The 20179-nt window shown below is 38.6% G+C and carries 15 protein-coding genes and 1 tRNA gene; 8 read left to right on the forward strand and 8 right to left on the reverse strand.

Features of this window, described 5'->3' with window-relative positions; all coding sequences use genetic code 11:
- Nucleotides 1–151 precede the first annotated feature (151 nt).
- Nucleotides 152–223: transfer RNA gene (locus tag DKG77_RS00345), tRNA-Gln, on the reverse strand.
- A 169-nt stretch (nucleotides 224–392) separates the two neighbouring features.
- Here DKG77_RS00345 and DKG77_RS00350 point away from each other — a divergent pair.
- Nucleotides 393–3722, forward strand: coding sequence for a DUF2723 domain-containing protein (locus DKG77_RS00350; protein WP_109659108.1), 3330 nt, complete (start codon nucleotides 393–395; stop codon nucleotides 3720–3722).
- A 27-nt stretch (nucleotides 3723–3749) separates the two neighbouring features.
- Here DKG77_RS00350 and DKG77_RS00355 read toward each other — a convergent pair whose 3' ends face one another.
- From DKG77_RS00355 to DKG77_RS00365, 3 genes are all read right to left on the reverse strand, one after another.
- Complete coding sequence (locus DKG77_RS00355) at nucleotides 3750–4046, reverse strand: thioredoxin family protein (protein ID WP_097046517.1); 297 nt, start codon at nucleotides 4044–4046, stop codon at nucleotides 3750–3752.
- Nucleotides 4047–4138: 92 nt separating this feature from the next.
- Complete coding sequence (locus tag DKG77_RS00360; RefSeq protein ID WP_109659110.1) at nucleotides 4139–5365, reverse strand: metallophosphoesterase; 1227 nt, start codon at nucleotides 5363–5365, stop codon at nucleotides 4139–4141.
- A gap of 54 nt (nucleotides 5366–5419) precedes the next feature.
- Nucleotides 5420–6142 (reverse strand): copper homeostasis protein CutC, encoded by a 723-nt coding sequence (locus DKG77_RS00365; RefSeq protein ID WP_109661349.1) that lies wholly within the window; start codon nucleotides 6140–6142, stop codon nucleotides 5420–5422.
- Nucleotides 6143–6182: 40 nt separating this feature from the next.
- On the opposite strand from DKG77_RS00365, the gene DKG77_RS00370 reads away from it, so the two are divergent.
- Together DKG77_RS00370 and polA are read left to right on the forward strand one after the other, a co-directional pair.
- Complete coding sequence (locus DKG77_RS00370; protein ID WP_109659111.1) at nucleotides 6183–7178, forward strand: isoaspartyl peptidase/L-asparaginase family protein; 996 nt, start codon at nucleotides 6183–6185, stop codon at nucleotides 7176–7178.
- A gap of 115 nt (nucleotides 7179–7293) precedes the next feature.
- Entirely contained in the window at nucleotides 7294–10128 is a 2835-nt protein-coding gene (gene polA / locus DKG77_RS00375) for a DNA polymerase I (protein WP_109659112.1), read from the forward strand.
- Nucleotides 10129–10184: 56 nt separating this feature from the next.
- Here the strand turns inward: polA and DKG77_RS00380 are convergent, their stop codons facing one another.
- Both DKG77_RS00380 and DKG77_RS00385 read right to left on the reverse strand, forming a co-directional pair.
- Entirely contained in the window at nucleotides 10185–10430 is a 246-nt protein-coding gene (locus DKG77_RS00380) for a hypothetical protein (protein ID WP_109659114.1), read from the reverse strand.
- Nucleotides 10431–10521: 91 nt separating this feature from the next.
- Complete coding sequence (locus tag DKG77_RS00385) at nucleotides 10522–10971, reverse strand: MarR family winged helix-turn-helix transcriptional regulator (protein ID WP_109661351.1); 450 nt, start codon at nucleotides 10969–10971, stop codon at nucleotides 10522–10524.
- Between the two features lie 183 nt (nucleotides 10972–11154).
- Between DKG77_RS00385 and hppD the strand changes: the two genes are divergently transcribed.
- From hppD to DKG77_RS00410, 5 genes are all read left to right on the forward strand, one after another.
- Nucleotides 11155–12288 (forward strand): 4-hydroxyphenylpyruvate dioxygenase, encoded by a 1134-nt coding sequence (hppD, locus tag DKG77_RS00390; protein WP_109659116.1) that lies wholly within the window; start codon nucleotides 11155–11157, stop codon nucleotides 12286–12288.
- Nucleotides 12289–12303: 15 nt separating this feature from the next.
- Entirely contained in the window at nucleotides 12304–13461 is a 1158-nt protein-coding gene (locus tag DKG77_RS00395) for a homogentisate 1,2-dioxygenase (RefSeq protein WP_109659118.1), read from the forward strand.
- Between the two features lie 97 nt (nucleotides 13462–13558).
- Complete coding sequence (fahA, locus tag DKG77_RS00400; RefSeq protein WP_109659120.1) at nucleotides 13559–14779, forward strand: fumarylacetoacetase; 1221 nt, start codon at nucleotides 13559–13561, stop codon at nucleotides 14777–14779.
- A gap of 34 nt (nucleotides 14780–14813) precedes the next feature.
- Nucleotides 14814–15725, forward strand: coding sequence for a flavin reductase family protein (locus DKG77_RS00405; RefSeq protein WP_109659121.1), 912 nt, complete (start codon nucleotides 14814–14816; stop codon nucleotides 15723–15725).
- Nucleotides 15725–16828, forward strand: a complete 1104-nt coding sequence (locus DKG77_RS00410) for a pyridoxal phosphate-dependent aminotransferase (RefSeq protein ID WP_109659123.1) — start codon at nucleotides 15725–15727, stop codon at nucleotides 16826–16828. The genes DKG77_RS00405 and DKG77_RS00410 overlap by 1 nt, the downstream gene beginning before the upstream one ends.
- A 33-nt stretch (nucleotides 16829–16861) precedes the next feature.
- On the opposite strand, the gene DKG77_RS00415 is transcribed toward DKG77_RS00410, so the two are convergent.
- Together DKG77_RS00415 and DKG77_RS00420 are read right to left on the reverse strand one after the other, a co-directional pair.
- Nucleotides 16862–17362, reverse strand: a complete 501-nt coding sequence (locus tag DKG77_RS00415; protein WP_109659125.1) for a lipocalin family protein — start codon at nucleotides 17360–17362, stop codon at nucleotides 16862–16864.
- Between the two features lie 71 nt (nucleotides 17363–17433).
- On the reverse strand, nucleotides 17434–20085 hold the full coding sequence (locus DKG77_RS00420) for a DUF5916 domain-containing protein (protein ID WP_109659127.1): 2652 nt from the start codon (nucleotides 20083–20085) through the stop codon (nucleotides 17434–17436).
- Nucleotides 20086–20179 lie beyond the last annotated feature (94 nt).

The raw sequence follows: 20179 nt of genomic DNA on the forward strand, positions 1-20179 counted from the left end.
GATCTGGAAGGATACTGTAAAGAAGGAATAAAAAAAGTGTGAAGGATAAAAAATAAAAACTTGATTATCAGATGCTTGTGATTTTTAAGATTGAAGTTACAGGCTCTCTAAAAAAATAAGCCCCTCAAAATCATTATTTTAAGGGGCTCTGTTGGCCTACAAGGACTCGAACCTTGAACGACTGGACCAAAACCAGCTGTGTTACCAATTACACCATAGGCCATTACCGTAATTGAGGGTGCAAATTTAAGACAAACTTTTGTTTAGGCAAATATTTTAATAACATTCCAAGGTATTTTCCAGCCAATCCACTGTTAAAGCTTTTCCAAAATTAAACAACCTTCTCTACTATATTTACTAAATTCGCCCCAACTTGGTAAACACCAATCTTTATGTTTGCAAAAGACTTCAAGAAATGGGACACCATCTTAGGATGGGCTTCCTTTGCCGTTGCATTTATTGTTTATGCACTAACAGTTGAACCTACCGGAAGTTTCTGGGATGCCGGGGAGTATATAACTACCTCTGCAAAGCTTCAGGTCGGCCACCCCCCCGGAGCTCCACTTTTACAAATGATCGGTGCTTTCTTTTCCATATTTGCTTTTGGAGACGGCTCTAAAATAGCCTTGATGGTAAACTCGGTTTCTGTAGTTTCAAGTGCCTTTGCGGTCCTGTTTACATTTTGGACCATAACCAATATGACGCTTAAAATGGTCTCCAAAAAGAAACCTATAACCAATAGCAAGGCTATTGCCATTTTTGGAAGTGGTCTGGTAGGAGCTCTTGCATTTACTTTTTCTGACAGCTTTTGGTTCAATGCGGTAGAAACCGAGGTGTATGCCATGGCAAGTTTCATTATGGCACTATTACTTTGGTTGGGGCTAAAGTGGACCGATAATTTAGATGACCCCAGAGGTAATAGGTGGTTATTGCTTATTTGCTTTTTAGTAGGGCTTACTTTTGGAATTCAATTCATGGGCTTTTTGGCGATTCCTTCCATTGGTCTTTTGTATTACTTCAAAAAATATAAAACAACTACTATAAAAAACTTCCTGTTAGCCAATATTGTTGTGGTTGCACTTTTAATGTTGGTCTATAAATTTTCATTGACCTATGTACTAAAACTATTTGGTTGGAGCGAGGTATTTTTCATTAACAGCATTGGACTTCCTTTTAACTCGGGGAGTATTATCATGGGCCTCATTTTCATTGCCGCTTTCTATTTTGCTCTTCGGTATACTAGAAAAAATAACTTTTACACTGGGAACACCATTGTACTCTGTTTAATGTTCTTGATTTTTGGTTTTTCTTCTTGGTTAATGCTGCCCATACGTGCTAATGCAAAAACCGTAGTTAATGAAAACGACCCATCGGACGCACGTTCTCTTTTAGCCTATTACAATAGAGAACAATACCCAGGAGTAGAGAGCCCTTTCTATGGTGCGTACTATTCAGATACTTTTGCCCCGGCCGGGGAAGATATAGATGACCGCCCCAAGTATGAAAAGGATGAAAAATTAGGTAAATACGTAATTGTAAACAATTATAAGAATGCCATTCAAGGTCCAAATGAAAAACATGTTGGTGTACTCCCAAGGTTATGGAGCGACCAACATGCAGAAAACTACATGCGTTATTTTGGGGAATTGGAGTTTCGAATAAAATCAGAATACATTTCCAATAATGACCTAAGGGAAGCGGTATCTCAATTTAAAAGTGCTTATGCGCAGGGTGAATTGGATTCTGAGCAATACATTCGCTTTTTAAGGGAATTTAGTGAATACATAGAAGTAGAACCACCTACCCTTTGGCAAAATGTAACCTATCTCTTCGAATTCCAGTTTGGTTATATGTACATGCGCTACTTCATGTGGAATTTTGCAGGTAGGCAAAACGACATTCAAGGCAGGTATGATGAAAACGGACATTGGCTCAGTGGTATAGGGTTTATAGACAGCCTTCGCCTAGGTAGTCAAAACAACCTACCTAGCGATTGGGAGAACAATAAAGGGCGAAACACCTATTTTTTCTTACCATTGATATTGGGCATTATTGGAATCCTCTTTCAGATTTCAAAAAACCCTAAGCACTTCTGGGTACTCTTTGTCTTTTTTATGTTTACTGGATTGGCAATTCAATTCTACACCAACCCCTATATCTTTCAACCTAGGGAAAGGGATTATTCGCTGGTAGGCTCATTTTATATATTCTGTATTTGGATAGGGATTGGTGTCTACGGACTTTTTGATGAATTCAGGAAATTGCTGTCCGCTAAAATCGCCGCTCCACTTATTACAGGACTATGTTTATTGGCCGTACCCTTTTTAATGGCATTCCAAAATTGGGATGACCATGACCGTTCCGGCCGTTACACAGCAAATTCAACCGCCAAGGCCTATTTGGACTCCTGTAAAGAAGATGCAGGCGCAATTCTCTTTACTATAGGGGACAACGATACTTTTCCATTATGGTATGCCCAAGAGATTGAAGAATACAGAACCGATGTTCGTATTGTGAACACTAGCCTTTTTGCTACAGATTGGTATATAGACCAAATGAAGCGCAAGACATATGAGAGCGCACCCATTCCTTCTCAATTAACACATGATAAGTATCGTTATGGCTCAAGAGACGCTGTATATTATCAAGGAGTAACAGAAAATCGTTGGAATATCAAAGACTTCATCAATTGGATAGGAAGCGATAAACCTCAAACCAAATTCAAGTATTTATTGGAAAAACAAGGTGCGGACCTTAGCAATTATCCCGAAAGCAACTTGGATATTGTGTACTACCCAACCAACAAGATCAGAATTCCTGTAAATAAAAAGAATGTTCTGGAAAGCGGTTTGGTAAAGGCAAAGGATTCTGCCTTAATAGAAGATTTTATAGATATTGACCTTCCACAAAGTGCTTTACCAAAGAACAGGATCTTGATGCTGGATTTGATTGCCAATAACGATTGGAAAAGACCCATTTATTTTTCAGGAGGAAGTTTTGATAGTGCTGAATACATTTGGATGAAAGACTATCTTCAATTGGATGGTCTTGTTTATAAATTGGTCCCGATCAAAACAAAAAATCGAAGCTCTTTCGAGATGGGGCGTGTGGATAGCGAGTTAATGTATGATATTGTAACGAAATGGGATTGGGGCAATTCTGGCAGTGAACATATTTACCATGATCCCCAAACACGTTCTCAAGGGCTTTCCTTTAGAAGCAATTTGGCTCGGTTGATGGAAACATTGATTGAAGAGAACAAGATTGACAAAGCAAAGGAGATTATTGAAATGGCCATGACCAACATACCTTTGGAACACTATGGTTTTTATGCATTTGTTGAACCCTTTGTAGATGGGTATTACAAAGTTGGAGAAACAGAAAAGGCAAGGGCCTTGTTTCAAAAACTGAAAAAAGTATATCAAGAACGCTTGGAGTATTATTCTGGAATCCCCCTTGACGAACAGTATGATAAGATTGATGACGTTTTAACGGACATGCAGGCTTATCGCAGAAATATTGATATTCTTATTGAAAACCAGGACAGAGAGTTGGCAGAATCAGAAACGATAATCTTTAATGAGTATATTGATAAGTTCTCTCAATTTGTTGATGATAGTGAAGATGCTTTTGAAGAAACCGTTCCAAACCCTGATTTAGAGGATTCCATTTCTCTTGATACTATTGAATCTGTTCCAGATTCAATAGTATTGGAACAATAAAAAAGCGAGGGGAAACCCTCGCTCGCTTTAAATATATTCGTTCAGAATACCAATAAGAGTATTGGCATCTTGTTCGCCACTCTGTCGCCAGACCATTTCTCCTTTCTTGTAAATCATCAATGTTGGCAATCCTTTAATACGGAGTGCTTGTGATAGCTCTTTGTTTTTGTCAACATCAATCTTAATTACCTTTCCTTTATCGCCAAGAGCTGCCGCAACATCGCGCAATACAGGATGCATAGAAGTGGACTGATCGTTCCATTCTGCGTAAAAGTCCAGCAACACTGGTACTTTTAAATCTATAAGTTCACCAAATTTGGACATGTGTGATTCTAGGGTTTACAAATCAAAAGTAAGAAAATTTGTTAAAATTTAACTAGACTGCCCATTCAGCAAAGAAAAGATGTGCGTTAAAATCACGTTAAACCTTTCTTTTTAAGCGTAATCACCGAAATTTCTGGCCAAATACCTACACGACCTGGGTAACCTATAAAACCAAAGCCTCGGTTAACATTTATAAATTGTCCAAGCTCTTGATAAACACCTGCCCAATATTTATAACGCCATTTAACCGGGCTCCATTTTACCCAACCGGGAATCTCCACGCCAAACTGCATTCCATGGGTGTGGCCGCTTAAGGTTAAATGAAAATGATAATCATCCTGGATAACAACATCTTCCCAATGCGAAGGATCGTGACTCATTAAAATCTTGAAATCATCTTTAGAGACGCCTTGTTTAGCCTTTTCTAAATCTCCCGCTTTCTTAAATCCGCCGCGACCCCAATTTTCCACACCCAAAAGAGCAATCTTCTCTCCATTCCTTTCTAGATAGCGATGGGAATCCAACAAAAGATCAAAACCCATCTCTTTTTGAAGGTTTTTTAAATCCTGTAAATTTTGTGCTTTTAGAGCCTCGGACTCCCAACTTACATAATCCCCATAATCATGATTTCCCAAAACAGAATATACTCCGTCCTTTGCTTCCAGTTTTGCAAACAAATCCCTCCAGGGCAGCATCTCTTCCATTTTATTGTTTACCATATCCCCTGTAAACAAAATAACGTCACTTTGTTGTTTGTTGATCAAATCAATCCCATAAGTCACTTTGCTCCTATTATCAAAACTACCACTGTGAACATCTGAAATCTGAGTGATTTGATAACCATCAAAAGCGTCTGGAAGGTCATCAAATTCCAATTGATATTTAAGCACTTTATAATTGTACTTGCCCTTATACATCCCCATCAATAAGGCTCCAAAGGGAAGAGCAGCAATCCCAAGGGCAATAATGCTTAAAAAACGCCTTCTTGATGGAATGCTAAACTCTTTTTGGGTGCTAAAAATCTTTTGGTAAACACCCACAAAAAGTCTAAAAATATCCTCGCCGAACAGAAAAACAATGGTGATCATCTGAAAAGACAACATGGCCAATAAAAATCCAAAAGCATAGCTTTTTGGTCTGCTAAGAACCCTGCCCCCATCTGTACCTGTAAACTGATAAAGAAAATTTCCTATCACAAAGAGAGATAGCAAGATAAAAAGGTAATGAACCCATGGGTATCTAGAAGCTGTTTTTATGGCCTGCAAAGAATAAAAACCCAAAACCAAATAGATAATAACGAAAATGACCCAACGAAGCATAGTTGTTTTTTTGTAAAGATATTTCTTTAGTTAAGGAACATAATTATTTGACGATTATTTAACGCCCCGAACAATTTGACGAATAGTCTCCTTGTTTGTTACAGCTACTTGACCCTCTTTCAAATGAGCCATAGAATTCATTGAAATCTTGTTGTTCAGATTAACCATATTACCAAATGAGCTGCCTGAAAGATGAATGGCCTTAAGTTTCGCATTTTTAAATTTTTCCACATTTTCGGGGTTAATCCCTCCTCCTGCCATTACAACACATTTCTTTGTGATCGTATTAAGGTCAGTGAGCAGATTCAATCCTTTTAAGGCAGATGTTTGCTGACCTGATGATAATACGTAAGCTATTCCCAAATCCTCAAATTGTTCCATAGTTTGCCAAGGATCAGGAATCCAGTCAAAAGCGCGATGGAATGTAAATTTTAATGGTCTTGAAGCCTCTACCAATTCTTTTGTACGTTCAAAATCTAAAACAAAATCAGACTGAAGAATACCAGAAACAATGCCATCAATTTCCATTTTAACACACAAAGCAATGTCCTTTTTCATAACCTCAAATTCTTGTTCAGAATAATTGAAGTGTCCACTTCGCGGCCTGATCAAGACATGGATGGGAATATCAAGTCGCTCTTTTACCATTTCAATTAATCCATGAGAAGGGGTAATCCCGCCTACTCCCAGTTCGGAACAAAGTTCAATTCTATCCGCCCCAGCTTCCTGAGCATTAAGAGCAGATTCCAAAGAATTGGCACAAACTTCTATGAGCATATTGCTATATTTATCAGGACTAAAAATAAACATCCAAATCATGCAAAGACGCAAGTTTCTTAAAAAATCAAGTCTCACCACTGCTGGGTTATTGTCTGCCCCTGTTCTAGCATCATGCAAAACTGAAAACAAAGTGGACGTGCCCTCTATAGTTACAGCAGTCACAAAACCAGTTGCCATTTGTACTTGGAACTTTATGAACGCTACTGCAAAAGCATGGGAAGTGCTTGAAAAAGGAGGAAATGCACTGGATGCTGTTGAGCAAGGTGTTATGGTTGAAGAAGCAGATGTAAGCAATGAGACCGTAGGTGTGGGTGGCAGACCCGACAGAGATGGCAATGTTACACTTGACGCCTGTATTATGGACAAAGACGGTAATTGCGGGTCTGTTGTTTATCTTCAAAACATAGCACATCCTATATCTGTAGCGCGCAAGGTCATGGAAGATACACCACATATCATATTGGCAGGCAAAGGCGCTGAGCAATTTGCCTATGAAAAGGGCTTTAAAAAAACAGATTTGTTGACAGAAAGTACCAGAAAGCAATATGAAGAATGGAAAAAAGAATCAAAATACGAGACCGTCATCAACATTGAAAACCATGATACCATTGGCATGCTTGCCATTGACACTAATGGCGATATTGCCGGTGCATGTACCACCAGTGGCATGGCGTATAAGGTTGCCGGGCGCGTAGGGGACTCCCCTATTATTGGGGCCGGACTTTATGTTGACAATGAAGTAGGTGGTGCCACAGCCACTGGAGTTGGTGAAGAAGTCATTAGAACCGTGGGCAGTTTTCTAATTGTAGAATTAATGCGCCAAGGTAAAAGCCCTCAAGAAGCATGTGAAGAAGGCGTAAAACGAATCATGAAAAAAAATGAAGGTAGAGAAGATTTCCAAATTGGCTTTTTGGCCATAAACAAACAAGGCGAAACTGGAGGCTACTGCGTTCATCCCGGTTTCACTTACAGGGAATACACCAATAATGGCCATGAGAATCAGCCTGTGGAGAGCTTTTATAAACAACAGTGATCTCCATATTGCCGCAAAAGACAAAAGACTTCTTGAATCTTTGTATTAATTTCTAGACTCTTTTTTCTACTTTTAAAATCTGTCAAATTCTAAAGCTAAACTGACAATTAAAAATATGTCCGAACAAAAAAGACTCTTTCTTCTTGATGCATATGCCTTAATTTTTAGAGGTTACTATGCCTTGATCAAAAATCCGAGAATTAATTCTAAAGGGATGGATACCTCAGCCATTATGGGGTTTGTAAATTCTCTTTTTGATGTTATAAAACGAGAAAAACCAGATCATTTGGCTGTGTGCTTTGATAAAGGTGGCAGTGTAGAACGGACGGAACTTTTCGAGGAGTATAAAGCCAATCGTGATGAAACACCAGATGCCATTCGTATAGCTGTGCCTTTTATACAGGATATTCTTAAAGCGATGCATATTCCCGTTGTAGAGCTGGAGGGTTTTGAGGCCGATGATATTATTGGCACTTTGGCAAAACAAGCAGAAAAAGAGGATTACAAAGTTTTTATGGTTACTCCAGACAAGGATTTTGGTCAACTGGTCTCTGAAAATATTTTTATGTATCGCCCAGCTCGTATGGGCAATGGTATAGAAATTTGGGGAATTCCAGAGGTTCAAAAACGATTTGGGGTGGAACGTCCAGAACAGGTAATTGATTATCTGGGCATGATGGGTGATGCAAGTGACAATATCCCCGGACTCCCAGGAGTTGGGGACAAAACCGCCAAAAAGTTTATTGCAGATTTTGGCGATATGGAAGGGCTTTTGGCCAATACCCACCAGTTAAAAGGAAAAATGAAAGAGAAGGTAGAGGAAAATGCGGAACTAGGTAGGTTGTCAAGAAAATTGGCAGAAATCAATCTTAATTGCGATGTAACTTTCAATGCAAGCGATTATGAACTCTCTGAACCCGATAGCCCCAAGGTTCAAAAGATTTTTGAAGAGCTGGAATTCCGAAGATTAAAAGAGCAGTTTATCAAGATTTTCTCCGAAGAGACCATTGAGACAAATCCAACTTCAAATACTTCCAAAGCAAAAGAACAGACACAAGTAGCGGGAAGTGGCCAATTTAGTTTGTTTGGAGGAAGTCCAGAAAATGCACCCGCTACAATAAAAGACGAGAACAGCAGAAATACTGTTACCAACGTTGCACATTTTTATCAAGGTATCTCACCCGGGTTAGGAATGAAACTTTTTATAGATCAATTAATGAAACAGGCCTCTGTTTGTTTCGATACTGAAACTACCTCCATCAATCCGTTGGAAGCTGAATTGGTAGGGATCGCTTTTAGTTGGGAGGCGAAAAAAGGTTTTTATGTTCCCATTCCCGAAGACAAGGAAGCGGCTAATGAAATTTTGGAGCAGCTTCGTCCTTTTTTCGAATCAGAAAAAATTGAAAAAATTGGCCAAAACCTAAAATATGATATCAAAGTGATGAACAACTATGGTATTGAGGTAAATGGAAAACTGTTCGATACCATGTTAGCGCACTATCTGATCAATCCAGATATGCGCCATAATATGGATGTTTTGGCAGAAACGTACCTAAATTATACCCCGGTTTCCATTACCGAGCTTATCGGAAAAAAAGGGAAAAACCAATTGAGCATGCGACAGGTTCCTTTGGAAAAACAGGTAGAATATGCGGTGGAAGATGCCGATATCACCTTGCAGTTAGCACATCATTTTAGACCAGAGTTGATAGAAGCAAAGACGGAAAAGTTGTTCGAAGAGATTGAGATTCCTTTGCTTCGTGTTTTAGCGGATATGGAAACAGAGGGCATTAATCTAAACAAAGATTTCTTGAGTTCTCTTTCTGAGGATTTGAACAATGACATCAAAAACCTGGAGGTCAAAATTTACGAAGCTGCTGGGCAAGAATTCAATATAGCCTCACCAAAACAGTTGGGTGAAATCCTTTTCGACAAGCTGAAATTGGTGGACAAGCCCAAAAAAACAAAAACAGGGCAATATTCCACTGCGGAAGATGTACTTTCATATTTGGCCAAAGACCATGAAATCATTCAGAATGTTTTGGATTACCGAGGGCTTGCCAAGTTAAAAAGTACTTATGTTGATGCTTTGCCCAATGAGGTACAGCAACATAGTGGACGTGTACATACGGATTATATGCAAACTGTAGCGGCAACTGGCCGACTGAGCAGTAATAATCCTAATTTACAGAACATTCCCATTCGTACAGAACGAGGTAGACAAGTGCGTAAAGCCTTTATTCCAAGGGATGAAAACTACACACTCCTAGCGGCTGATTATTCACAAATAGAACTTAGAATCATTGCAGCTTTAAGTGAGGAAGACACCATGATAGAAGCTTTTAAGAATGGAGAGGACATTCATGCTTCCACCGCTTCTCGTGTTTTTAATGTTCCTATTGAAGAAGTAACCCGTGAGCAAAGGGGCAACGCCAAAACAGTCAACTTTGGAATTATATATGGAGTTTCCGCCTTTGGGTTAAGCAATCAAACCGACCTGACCCGCGCAGAATCCAAAGAACTTATTGAAACCTATTATAAGACCTACCCTAAACTGAGAAATTATATGGGGGAACAAGTAGATTTTGCTCGTGACAACGGCTATGTACAGACTGTATTGGGCCGACGCAGATATCTAAAAGATATCAATGCCGGGAACCAAGTAGTGCGTGGCGCGGCAGAACGGAATGCCGTAAACGCTCCAATCCAAGGAAGTGCGGCGGATATCATAAAAATTGCCATGATCAACATCCACAAGAAATTAACAGAAGGAAACTACAAAACCAAAATGTTATTGCAAGTTCATGATGAATTGGTTTTTGATGCCTACAAGCCAGAACTCGAGGAGGTGAAAGGCCTAATCAAAAATGAAATGGAAAATGCTTATACCCTAGCCGTTCCTTTAGATGTGGAAGTAGGTATTGGCGACAATTGGTTGGAGGCTCATTAAAATCCAAAAAGGCACCTGTTCGGTGCCTTTTTTTTATCTAAATGTTCGTTTTTTGCTTACCAGCCAAAGGCTAGTTTAAATTTTGATTTTTGTTCTTTTTTTATCTCTTGTTTTTGTATCTCTGTTTCTTGATTGTTAATACGAGCCTCTTTCTCATAATGTGCAAACATCTCCATTGAAAAGGGAGAAGCTTGCCAAACATTTGGATAATGCTTTAACTTTTTCATATTGAAATAATTTTCAATTAATATGCTGTAAAATTCAGGCAACCAAACACCCCTTAAAACAACATATTTGCCCATGTTATATGCTATTTTAACCCAAACGCCCCTTTTTAAGAAAGGATTAAGATAATTGCAACCAGAAAAGATAAAGGCCGCAACAAATTAAGAGTTATTGCAACTCTTCATAATTTTCGCCAATCCGGTCCAAAACCTTTAAAAAGGTTTCAAACTCTAAAGTGTCCAACCCTTTTATGGCCTGTTTTCGCAAAAGGTTGGTATGAGGTTCCATTTTAGAGATGATATGTTGTCCTTCTGGGGTTAACTCCAGCTTAAAACGCTTTAAATCGCCTTTAAAACGCGTCTTGGCAATCCAGTTCTTTCGTTCTAGTCCTCCAATAACTCTAGAGGTAGTCGCTCTATTTCTAAAATTGGATTTAACAATATCAGATTGAGAAACCTCTTCGCCCAGTTGATATATTCGATAAAGAATTACCCATTGCTCAATAGTAAGTTCAACCCCCAATTCCCTGAACTTTCTAAGGTATGCATCCTGCACCTTGCGTAGCACCAGATCCAAGTGCAATCCTATTCCTGATATTTCATCAATTTGATTCAGCATAATCTCTTTCTTGTGCTTAAAAGGCATTAAAATATCTGTACTCTGCTCAAAATTAATTTCGTTGGGCTAAAGATGAAAAAATTAACAACAATTTGTCTTGTACAAACCAAAAGTTAGTTCAAAATTACTATTTTTGTTGCATTAACAACAATTTTGATTATTAAACTTTAAAATATAGCATCCATGGAAGCAACAGCACTACCCAAACTACATGATTCCGCCAAAGATTTTATGCCCATAAATGGCACTGACTATTTGGAACTCTATGTTAGTAATTCCAAACAGGCAGCGCATTTTTACAAAACCGCCTTTGGCTTTCAATCCTTGGCCTATGCAGGTCTTGAGACCGGTGTAAAAGATAAGGAAAGCTACGTAGTAGTTCAGGATAAAATTAGATTGGTTCTGACCTCTCCGTTAAAAAGTGGTACTGACATTGGTCGTCATATTGATCAACACGGTGATGGTGTTAAAGTTGTAGCACTTTGGGTAGATGATGCTACCTATGCATATAACACTGCCATGGAGCGTGGCGCAAAATCCTACATGGAACCCTATACGGAAGAAGATAACGATGGAAAAATTGTACGTTCGGGAATTTACACTTACGGAGAAACCGTTCATGTTTTTGTTGAACGAAAAGATTACAATGGCACTTTCCTTCCTGGATTTAGAAAATGGGAGACTCCCGATTACAATCCTTCCCCCGTTGGGTTAAAATTTGTGGACCATATGGTCGGCAATGTAGGGTGGAACAGAATGAACGAATGGGTAGATTTCTATGAAAATGTTATGGGTTTCACTCAAATACTATCTTTTGATGATAAGGATATCTCAACTGATTTTACCGCTCTTATGAGCAAAGTAATGAGCAACGGTAACGGACGTATAAAATTCCCGATAAACGAACCAGCGGAAGGCAAGAAAAAATCCCAAGTAGAAGAATATCTTGATTTTTATGAAGGCGAAGGGGTACAGCATATTGCAGTTGCCACTGATGATGTAATTTCTACCGTTAGGCAATTGAAAAGCAGAGGGGTTGAATTCCTTAAAGTTCCTGATACATATTATGATGCCGTTCTGGACCGAGTTGGTGAAATTGATGAAGATATTGCTCCCTTAAAAGAACTGGGTATTTTGGTTGATCGTGATGACGAAGGCTACCTTTTGCAGATTTTTACTCGCCCAGTAGAGCCAAGACCAACTATGTTTTTTGAAATCATTCAAAGAAAAGGCGCGCAATCATTTGGAAAAGGTAACTTTAAGGCACTGTTTGAAGCTATTGAGCGTGAACAAGAACTTAGAGGAACTTTGCACTAATTAAAACTTTCAGTTATGCCAATTTATCATAAACTCGGAAAAATTCCGCAGAAAAGACACACCCAGTTTACTAAACCAGACGGGAGTCTCTACTATGAACAATTATTTGGCACCATTGGTTTTGATGGCATGTCTTCCCTGCTTTATCATGTGCACAGACCTACACAGGTTTCTGCAATTGGCAAAGCAGTTGACCTAAGTCCAAAAATTGCAGTTGAAAAGAATATTGCCTCTCGTAAACTTATAGGTTTTGATGTTGCTCCCAAAGACGACTTTTTGGAGTCACGTGAGCCCATGCTGGTCAATAGCGATGTGCATGTTGGGTTAGCGGCTCCAAGAAAATCGATGACCGAGTATTTTTATAAAAATTCGGATGCGGACGAGATGCTTTTTATCCACAAGGGAACAGGTACTTTAAAGACTTTTTTGGGAGATATTCCTTTTGAATATGGTGATTATCTGATCATTCCACGCGGGATGATTTATCAAATTGAATTTGATACAGAAGACAATCGTATATTGTTCGCAGAGTCCTTCCATCCTATCTATACACCTAAAAGGTATAGAAACTGGTTTGGGCAGCTTTTGGAGCATTCCCCATTCTGCGAACGTGACTATAAATTGCCCCAGGATTTGCAAGCGCATGATGAAAAAGGTGAGTTTGTAATGAAAGTAAAAAAGCAAGGTATGTTACATACACTTGTGTATGCCACTCACCCGTTCGATGTTGTAGGATGGGATGGATATAATTATCCTTATGGGTTTTCCATTCATAACTTTGAACCTATTACCGGTCGTGTGCACCAACCACCTCCAGTGCATCAGACTTTTGAAACAGGGGCTTTTGTCATTTGCTCATTTTGCCCAAGATTGTATGATTACCATCCAAAGGCAATTCCCGCTCCATACAACCACTCCAATATAGATTCTGATGAAGTATTGTATTACGTGGATGGTGATTTTATGAGTAGAACAGGGATTGGCCCAGGTTATATTTCTCTGCATCCTGCTGGAATCCCTCACGGTCCACACCCCGGAACTTATGAGGCAAGTATTGGTAAAAAAGAAACACATGAATTGGCTGTAATGATAGATACTTTCAAACCGCTTCAGGTAACAGAAAATGCCTTGAAGATTGATGATGGCACCTATTATAAATCTTGGGTAGAATAAATCCAAAAAATGAATGATTGTTTCTAAACGAACGTAACCTTTGAGAAACTTCAACCCTATCTTTTCCGTTTACGTTCAAAATGAAAAAAACAAATAAATGATTATAAATATTCCCGAAAACTCCGATTTCTCCATCCATAACATTCCATTTGGAATTTTTTCAACTGCTGATAGAAGCCCCAGAGTTGGTGTGGCTATCGGTGAACATATTTTAGACTTGGTCGCTGTTGCAGAATTAGATGTTTTTGATTTTAATACTGCCGTGCTTGAAAAAGACACCCTTAATGATTTTATTTCTTTAGGGAAATCCATTACCAAAAGAGTAAGGACCAACATTCAACACTGGCTAAAAGATGAAGATTCGATTTTAGCTGGAAAATCCGAACTTTTTGTTTTACAATCTGAAGCAAGCATGCACATGCCCGTATCCATTGGGGATTATACAGATTTCTATTCCAGTATAGAACATGCGACCAATGTGGGTACAATGTTCCGTGACCCAAAAAATGCGTTGATGCCCAATTGGAAACATATTCCAGTTGGCTATCATGGTAGAGCTTCATCCATTATTGTGAGCGGAGAAGATATCCATAGACCCAAAGGGCAGGTTTTGCCAAAGGATAGCACCTCTCCAGTATTTCAACCTTCAGCTAGATTGGATTTTGAATTGGAAATGGGTTTTATCACTGGGAAAAACACTGCAATTGGTGAGTCCATTGCGACAGAAGATGCAGAGGATTACATATTTGGAATGGTGCTGCTAAACGATTGGTCCGCGCGTGACATTCAAAAATGGGAATATGTACCGTTGGGGCCTTTTTTGGCCAAGAATTTTGCCTCGCACATATCTCCTTGGATTGTAACACTTGAGGCTCTGGAACCTTTTAGAATGCCTGGGCCAGATCAAGAACCAAAAGTTCTTCCCTATTTAGAATTTGAAGGGAACAAAAACTACGATATTAAACTTGAGGTCGGAATCTCTCCCGAAGGCAGTGAGGAAGCAACTGTATGTCATTCAAACTTTAAGTATATGTACTGGAACATGGCACAGCAGTTAGCACACCATACAGTTAATGGCTGCAACATCAATATTGGTGACCTTTATGGTTCCGGCACCATTTCTGGAAAGGATGAAAACTCATATGGCTCCATGCTAGAATTGGCATGGATGGGCACCAAACCCATCAAAATGAAAGACGGGTCAGAGCGGAAGTTCATAAATGATGGGGATACCGTAACCATGAGAGGGTTTGCCCAAAAGGACGATATCAGGGTTGGTTTTGGAGAAGTCTCTGCAAAGGTGCTTCCAGCAAAATAGATCGTTATCTTAGCGCAAAACTAAAGAAACAGAAATGTCCGCCATAAAAACTATAGACCCAACTGTAATACCCCAACCAGAGCTGCACGCTTATTTACTTTCAGCTGTTGCCCCAAGACCTATTTGCTTTGCAAGTACAATTGACCCAGCGGGAAATGTGAATTTGAGTCCATTTAGTTTCTTTAATGTTTTTAGTTCCAACCCACCTGTAATGATTTTTTCTCCATCAAGAAGTGGAAGGGACAATTCTTTAAAACATTCTCATCAAAACATAAAAGAAATACCTGAAGTAGTTATCAATATTGTAGATTACCCTATTGTTGAGCAAATGTCATTGTCCAGCACAGCTTATGAAAAAGGAGTGAATGAATTCATTAAATCTGGGTTAACACAGGTCGCCAGCGAAAAGGTAAAGCCTCCCCGTGTTGCAGAAGCTCCAGTTTCTTTTGAATGTTCTGTTCAACAAGTTATTGAACTTGCAGATACGCCAGGAGCAGGAAATTTAATCTTGGCCAAGGTTGAGCTCATTCATATAAATGAAAAATATCTGGATGAACACGGAAACCTAGATCCTTTAAAGCTGGATTTAGTTGGAAGAATGGGTGGAAGCTGGTATACACGAGCAAGTGGAAATTCTCTATTTGAAATTCCGAAACCCCTACGTAGCAAAGGTATTGGAGTAGATCAACTTCCAGAAAGTGTTCAAAACAGTACCGTTCTTACAGGAAATAATTTGGGTAGACTGGGAAATTTGGAAAAACTGCCCACTCCAAAGCAAGTAGAACAGATTGGTTTGGATGACGAGATTAGAATGCTTTCAAAAAAAATGGAGGGAAACCCAGAAAAGTTAAAAAAAGAATTGCACTGGCTATCTAGACAAATGCTGAAAGATAATGATACGGAAAAAGCTTTGACCGTACTAATGTATGCTGAAAAATTAGGTTAATGAGCAACGGAATAGAATCTATTTTTAAACCCTATTTAGAACCAAAAGAAGTATATAAAGGTGGCAAGAACGTTCCTGCTTCCAATAGGAAAATATATAAACTCTCTTCAAATGAAAATCCACTTGGAGCTTCTCCAAAAGCAATTGCCGCATTAAAAAAAGCTGCCAAAAAGGTAGATGTCTATCCCGATCAGACAGACATTCGTTTGAGAGAAGCGCTGGTAAAAGATTTTGATGGTCAATTAACGGCAGACCAATTTATTTGTGGCAACAGTGGTTCCGAAATCATTGATATGCTGCTTAGGGCATTTATTAATGATAATGATGAAGTGATTTATTCAAATCCATCCTTTTTGCCCTATTCCGTATTTTCAAGATGGTATGGAGCAAAACCAATTGACATTCCTTTACTAAAACCAAATTATGATTTAGATGTAAAAGGGATTTTAGATGCGATTACCAATAAAACAAAAGTTATCTTTTTGACCAGTCCCAATAATCCTACTGGGACCTATATTCCAAAGTTAGTTTTGGAGGATTTTCTTGACCAAGTTCCAAAAAATATTGTCATTGTCTTTGATGAAGTGTATAGGCATTTTGCAGATGCCGAAGATTATATAACAGCATTGCCCTATGTAAAATCTGGCCATAACATAATTGCTATTAATAGTTTTTCAAAAACATATGGATTGGCAGGTCAACGTATTGGGTACTGTTACACAACCGCAACCATTGCCAATTACATTAGACAGATTCATAAACCTTTTTTGTTGCCAATTACCTCTATTGAAGCGGCGATAGGAGCATTGGACGATAGATTGTTTATTGAAAAAACCGTAAAAACCATTCATGACGGAAGGACATATTTAATGGGCAGGTTCAACGAAATAGGAATTAAGTACTGGCCTACTCAAGGAAACTTCTTTATAGTTGACCCACCTATTCCTGAATTTGATTTTACTGATAAGTTAATGGAACACGGAGTTATGGTGAGACCTGTAACACAGTTTGGTGCTCCAGGAAAAGTTAGGATTACAATAGGCGACCAAGAATCTAATGAAGCATTGGTAAACGCCTTGAAAAAAATAAAAGCCGATATTTAAATACCGGCTTTTATTTTACAGTAAGTATATTTTTTATTGTCTTGTGAAAACCGCATCTGCTCCCGCATAATTGTTTTCATCAATACTTTCACCTGGAATTATCAGAGTATCACCATCTAGCTGAATGGTAATTATCTGATCACCTTCGCCTTCGGTTGAAATTGTTAACTGATCCCCATCTAAAACCCATAGTGAAGATACAACGTCGCTTTCCGTGGGGCATGGAATATCCAATCCCCCCACGCCTACATTTATAGATAAAAAATTGGCCTTACTATCAGATATCACCGTACTATTCTCATTAAAAGTAAACGTGACCAAATCGCAATTTATACCTTGTAGAAACGCAATAATTTGCTTTCCAAACTCCAAGTCATCATCGTTCACGCTACTATCAATCATTAAATCCGTCAACACCCAAGTACCAACTAATGTATCCTCAGCAGGAGTATCACCAGAATCATCTGAACTGTCTGAAGAACAGGATAGTATAAAAAAAGTAGTCAAAAAAAGTAGTAGTACATTCTTTTTCATGGTTTTTAGTTTGAGGTTTTGTTAGAAATTAACGGAAAAACCTATGAAATAGTACTACCAATTATGGTTTCTTAAAGAACAAATCTATATGTAGCCTTTAATAAAAAGATATTTTGAGGTTTTTGACCAAAAATATTATCACCTAAACTAGATAACAATCCGGCGGATGGATTACCGTCTTGAGATACATCTTGAGACCATACAAGAAAAATTTCCGATCCTGGAATATACTCCCAACGAATGACCAAATTAGAACGAAATTGAACAAAGGAAAAGTTTGGGTCATCAAAACTGAAATCTTCAACTCCATTTAAATTCTCATCTACGGAGTATGTATCTTCAACCAAAGAGATTTGGTCAGCATTATAACCTGTAAATCTGTCTTCAAACTGTTTTGCAGATGCATTGGTAACATGCTTAAAATTGGAATACCTGCCTCTTGATATAAAAGGTTGCCCCCAATATTGAATGGTCAAATTTGGGTTGATCGTGTAGTTTAACCGAAATGACATGCTTAATGTACGTTGTTCAATTTCACCATTAAGATACCTTGGTGAACCATTTACATCATCAAAATTGTCAATAAACTGCAACCTATCATTATTGATTCTTATGGAAGGAAATGCGGAAACACGTATTGCATTTATAGGCTGATAGGTTACCCCTGCCTCAATAAAATATTGTCTATATGAATTATCTACTGCCTTTGCCCCCCTATGAAAAGCATTAAAACGAACTTTTTTACGACTGTCAGTTCTAATGCTATTCCAAAAACTAATTTCTGGGGACTGTCTCAATCTTGGACCTCCCCTTAACGCAAAATTGGAATACTGAATTGGTGCATAGTTAAATCCGAAGTTGGAAAACCAGTTATTTTTCCAATTTTGCCAGCTATTGGTGTTAAAACGCAAACTATTATGGTTACCATCAAAGTCCCAAGCACTCCAGTGGTTATAATTGATTCCAACTCTTCTAAAGGTACTATCTGGTTTTAGGGTTTGGTAACCGATCCAAGTATAGTGTCTAATATCATCCGCTTGTCTTTGAAAGCCCAAGTCATTCAATTCCAATTCTGGAGATCGCCATGTGCCTCCAGTTTCAAACTTCCAATGACCATTCCCAACCTTACCAATTTGAATATTTCCACCACTACCTGTCAATGAAGTTCTTGTAGAGTCTACAACTACATGATTGGCTCCTACGCGTTGAAATAGATGAGTTATGGATTCTTGTGTATTTTTTATAGCCTCCTCGCTGCCATTAACATGACTTAGAATAACATTACCTTCTAGGTACCAATCCCTGTTGTTCCATTGGTGCTTGAAGTCAACGCCTCCTGTATAGGCAGATGTATGTAAGAAACTAAGCTCTTCTGTTAAATTATCTCTATTTGCTGCCGTAAAAATAGCTCCCAGATAAGAATTTCTGTCATTAAAGTCTTTCTGGACTCTACCAACAAAATAATTGGTCAAAGGTTCCACCATTTCTCGTCGTCGTTCCCCATTATCGCCACTAATAGTGGCATACCTTTTTGAGGTTACACTTTCCAACACACCCAAAGCCCATCCATTTTTTGTCTTGCCGCTAAATTTCGCCGCACCAATAATTGGGGTGTTGTCTGGCTGATCTAAAAACTCATTATCGTCTGTATCTGGTGAACCCTGAGGACTTCGACCTATGCGCCTGGAGTAGAAAACATTGTCAAAACCAAAAGTATTGCCAGCTTCAGATTGAGAAACCCTAAAATCAAAAATGTTCTTGTTTTCTACAAAAAATGGTCGCTGTTCCCTAAAGAAAATCTGAAAACCATCTAAAGCTATCGCAGATGGATCGGCCTCAACCTGTCCAAAATCAGGGTTGACGGTTAAATCCAGTGTAAGATCATTGGTGACCCCAATTTTAGCATCAAGGCCTACGGTAATATCATTTTCACTACCATCCCTAAAAGGGTTTCCTTCTTCTGCTTCATAGGTTTCACCGCTGGTGACGGTATACGGTTGAATTTCCAATTGTTTTTGAGGTTCTATGTTCTTAAGGCCGTGAAGCTCTCCAAATTCACTTACCCACCCTGGCGTATCAATTGGTTTTCGTTGCCAAAGTGAGCGTTCTTCGGCTCTAAAAAATCTTCTTGTAGATTGTAATCCCCAAACTTGATTCTCTTCTCCGCCAAATTTTAGCTGACTTAACGGAATCCTTAGTTCTGCTGTCCACCCCTCTTCATCTATGTTTGTTTTTGTATACCATATTGGATTCCAGCTACCATCCCAATTATTTCCATTGTTAGAAACAAATTCATCTCCTTTAACCCCAGCAACGGTGGCAGTAAAAGAAAATGCTGTTCGTTTATCGTGATAACTATCTATATTAAATTCTATCCAATCTCCTTCAAAACCATCTCTTCGTGATAATCGTTTTACAATTTTATCGGGTTCAGCATCATAACAACGCACACCTATATATAGGTTCTTGCTATCATACACAATTTTAAATTTGGTCTGATAACTTGGAGGGGTATTTTCATCTGGTTGAAATTCCACATACTCCCCAGCCCACTCAACAAGATTCCATGCCTCATCATTCAGCAGGCCATCTACTGTTGGTGGTGGTTCGTTTTCAATTGGCTTTGTTACGTAAATTTTTTTGGGTACAACTTCTGTTGAGTCTTGTGCACTTATACAAATAGAAAAAAATAGGAACGTGAAGAGAAGAACTGATTTTTTCACTTGATTCGTTTTTTGATTTGATTGGTTACCTTAAAGACCTAAGAAAAATGAAACAGTTACAGTGTCCATAAATTTTATGCCTTTTTTAACAAAA

It is taken from the genome of Flagellimonas aquimarina (genome assembly GCF_003149745.1).
Lineage (GTDB): Bacteria > Bacteroidota > Bacteroidia > Flavobacteriales > Flavobacteriaceae > Flagellimonas > Flagellimonas aquimarina.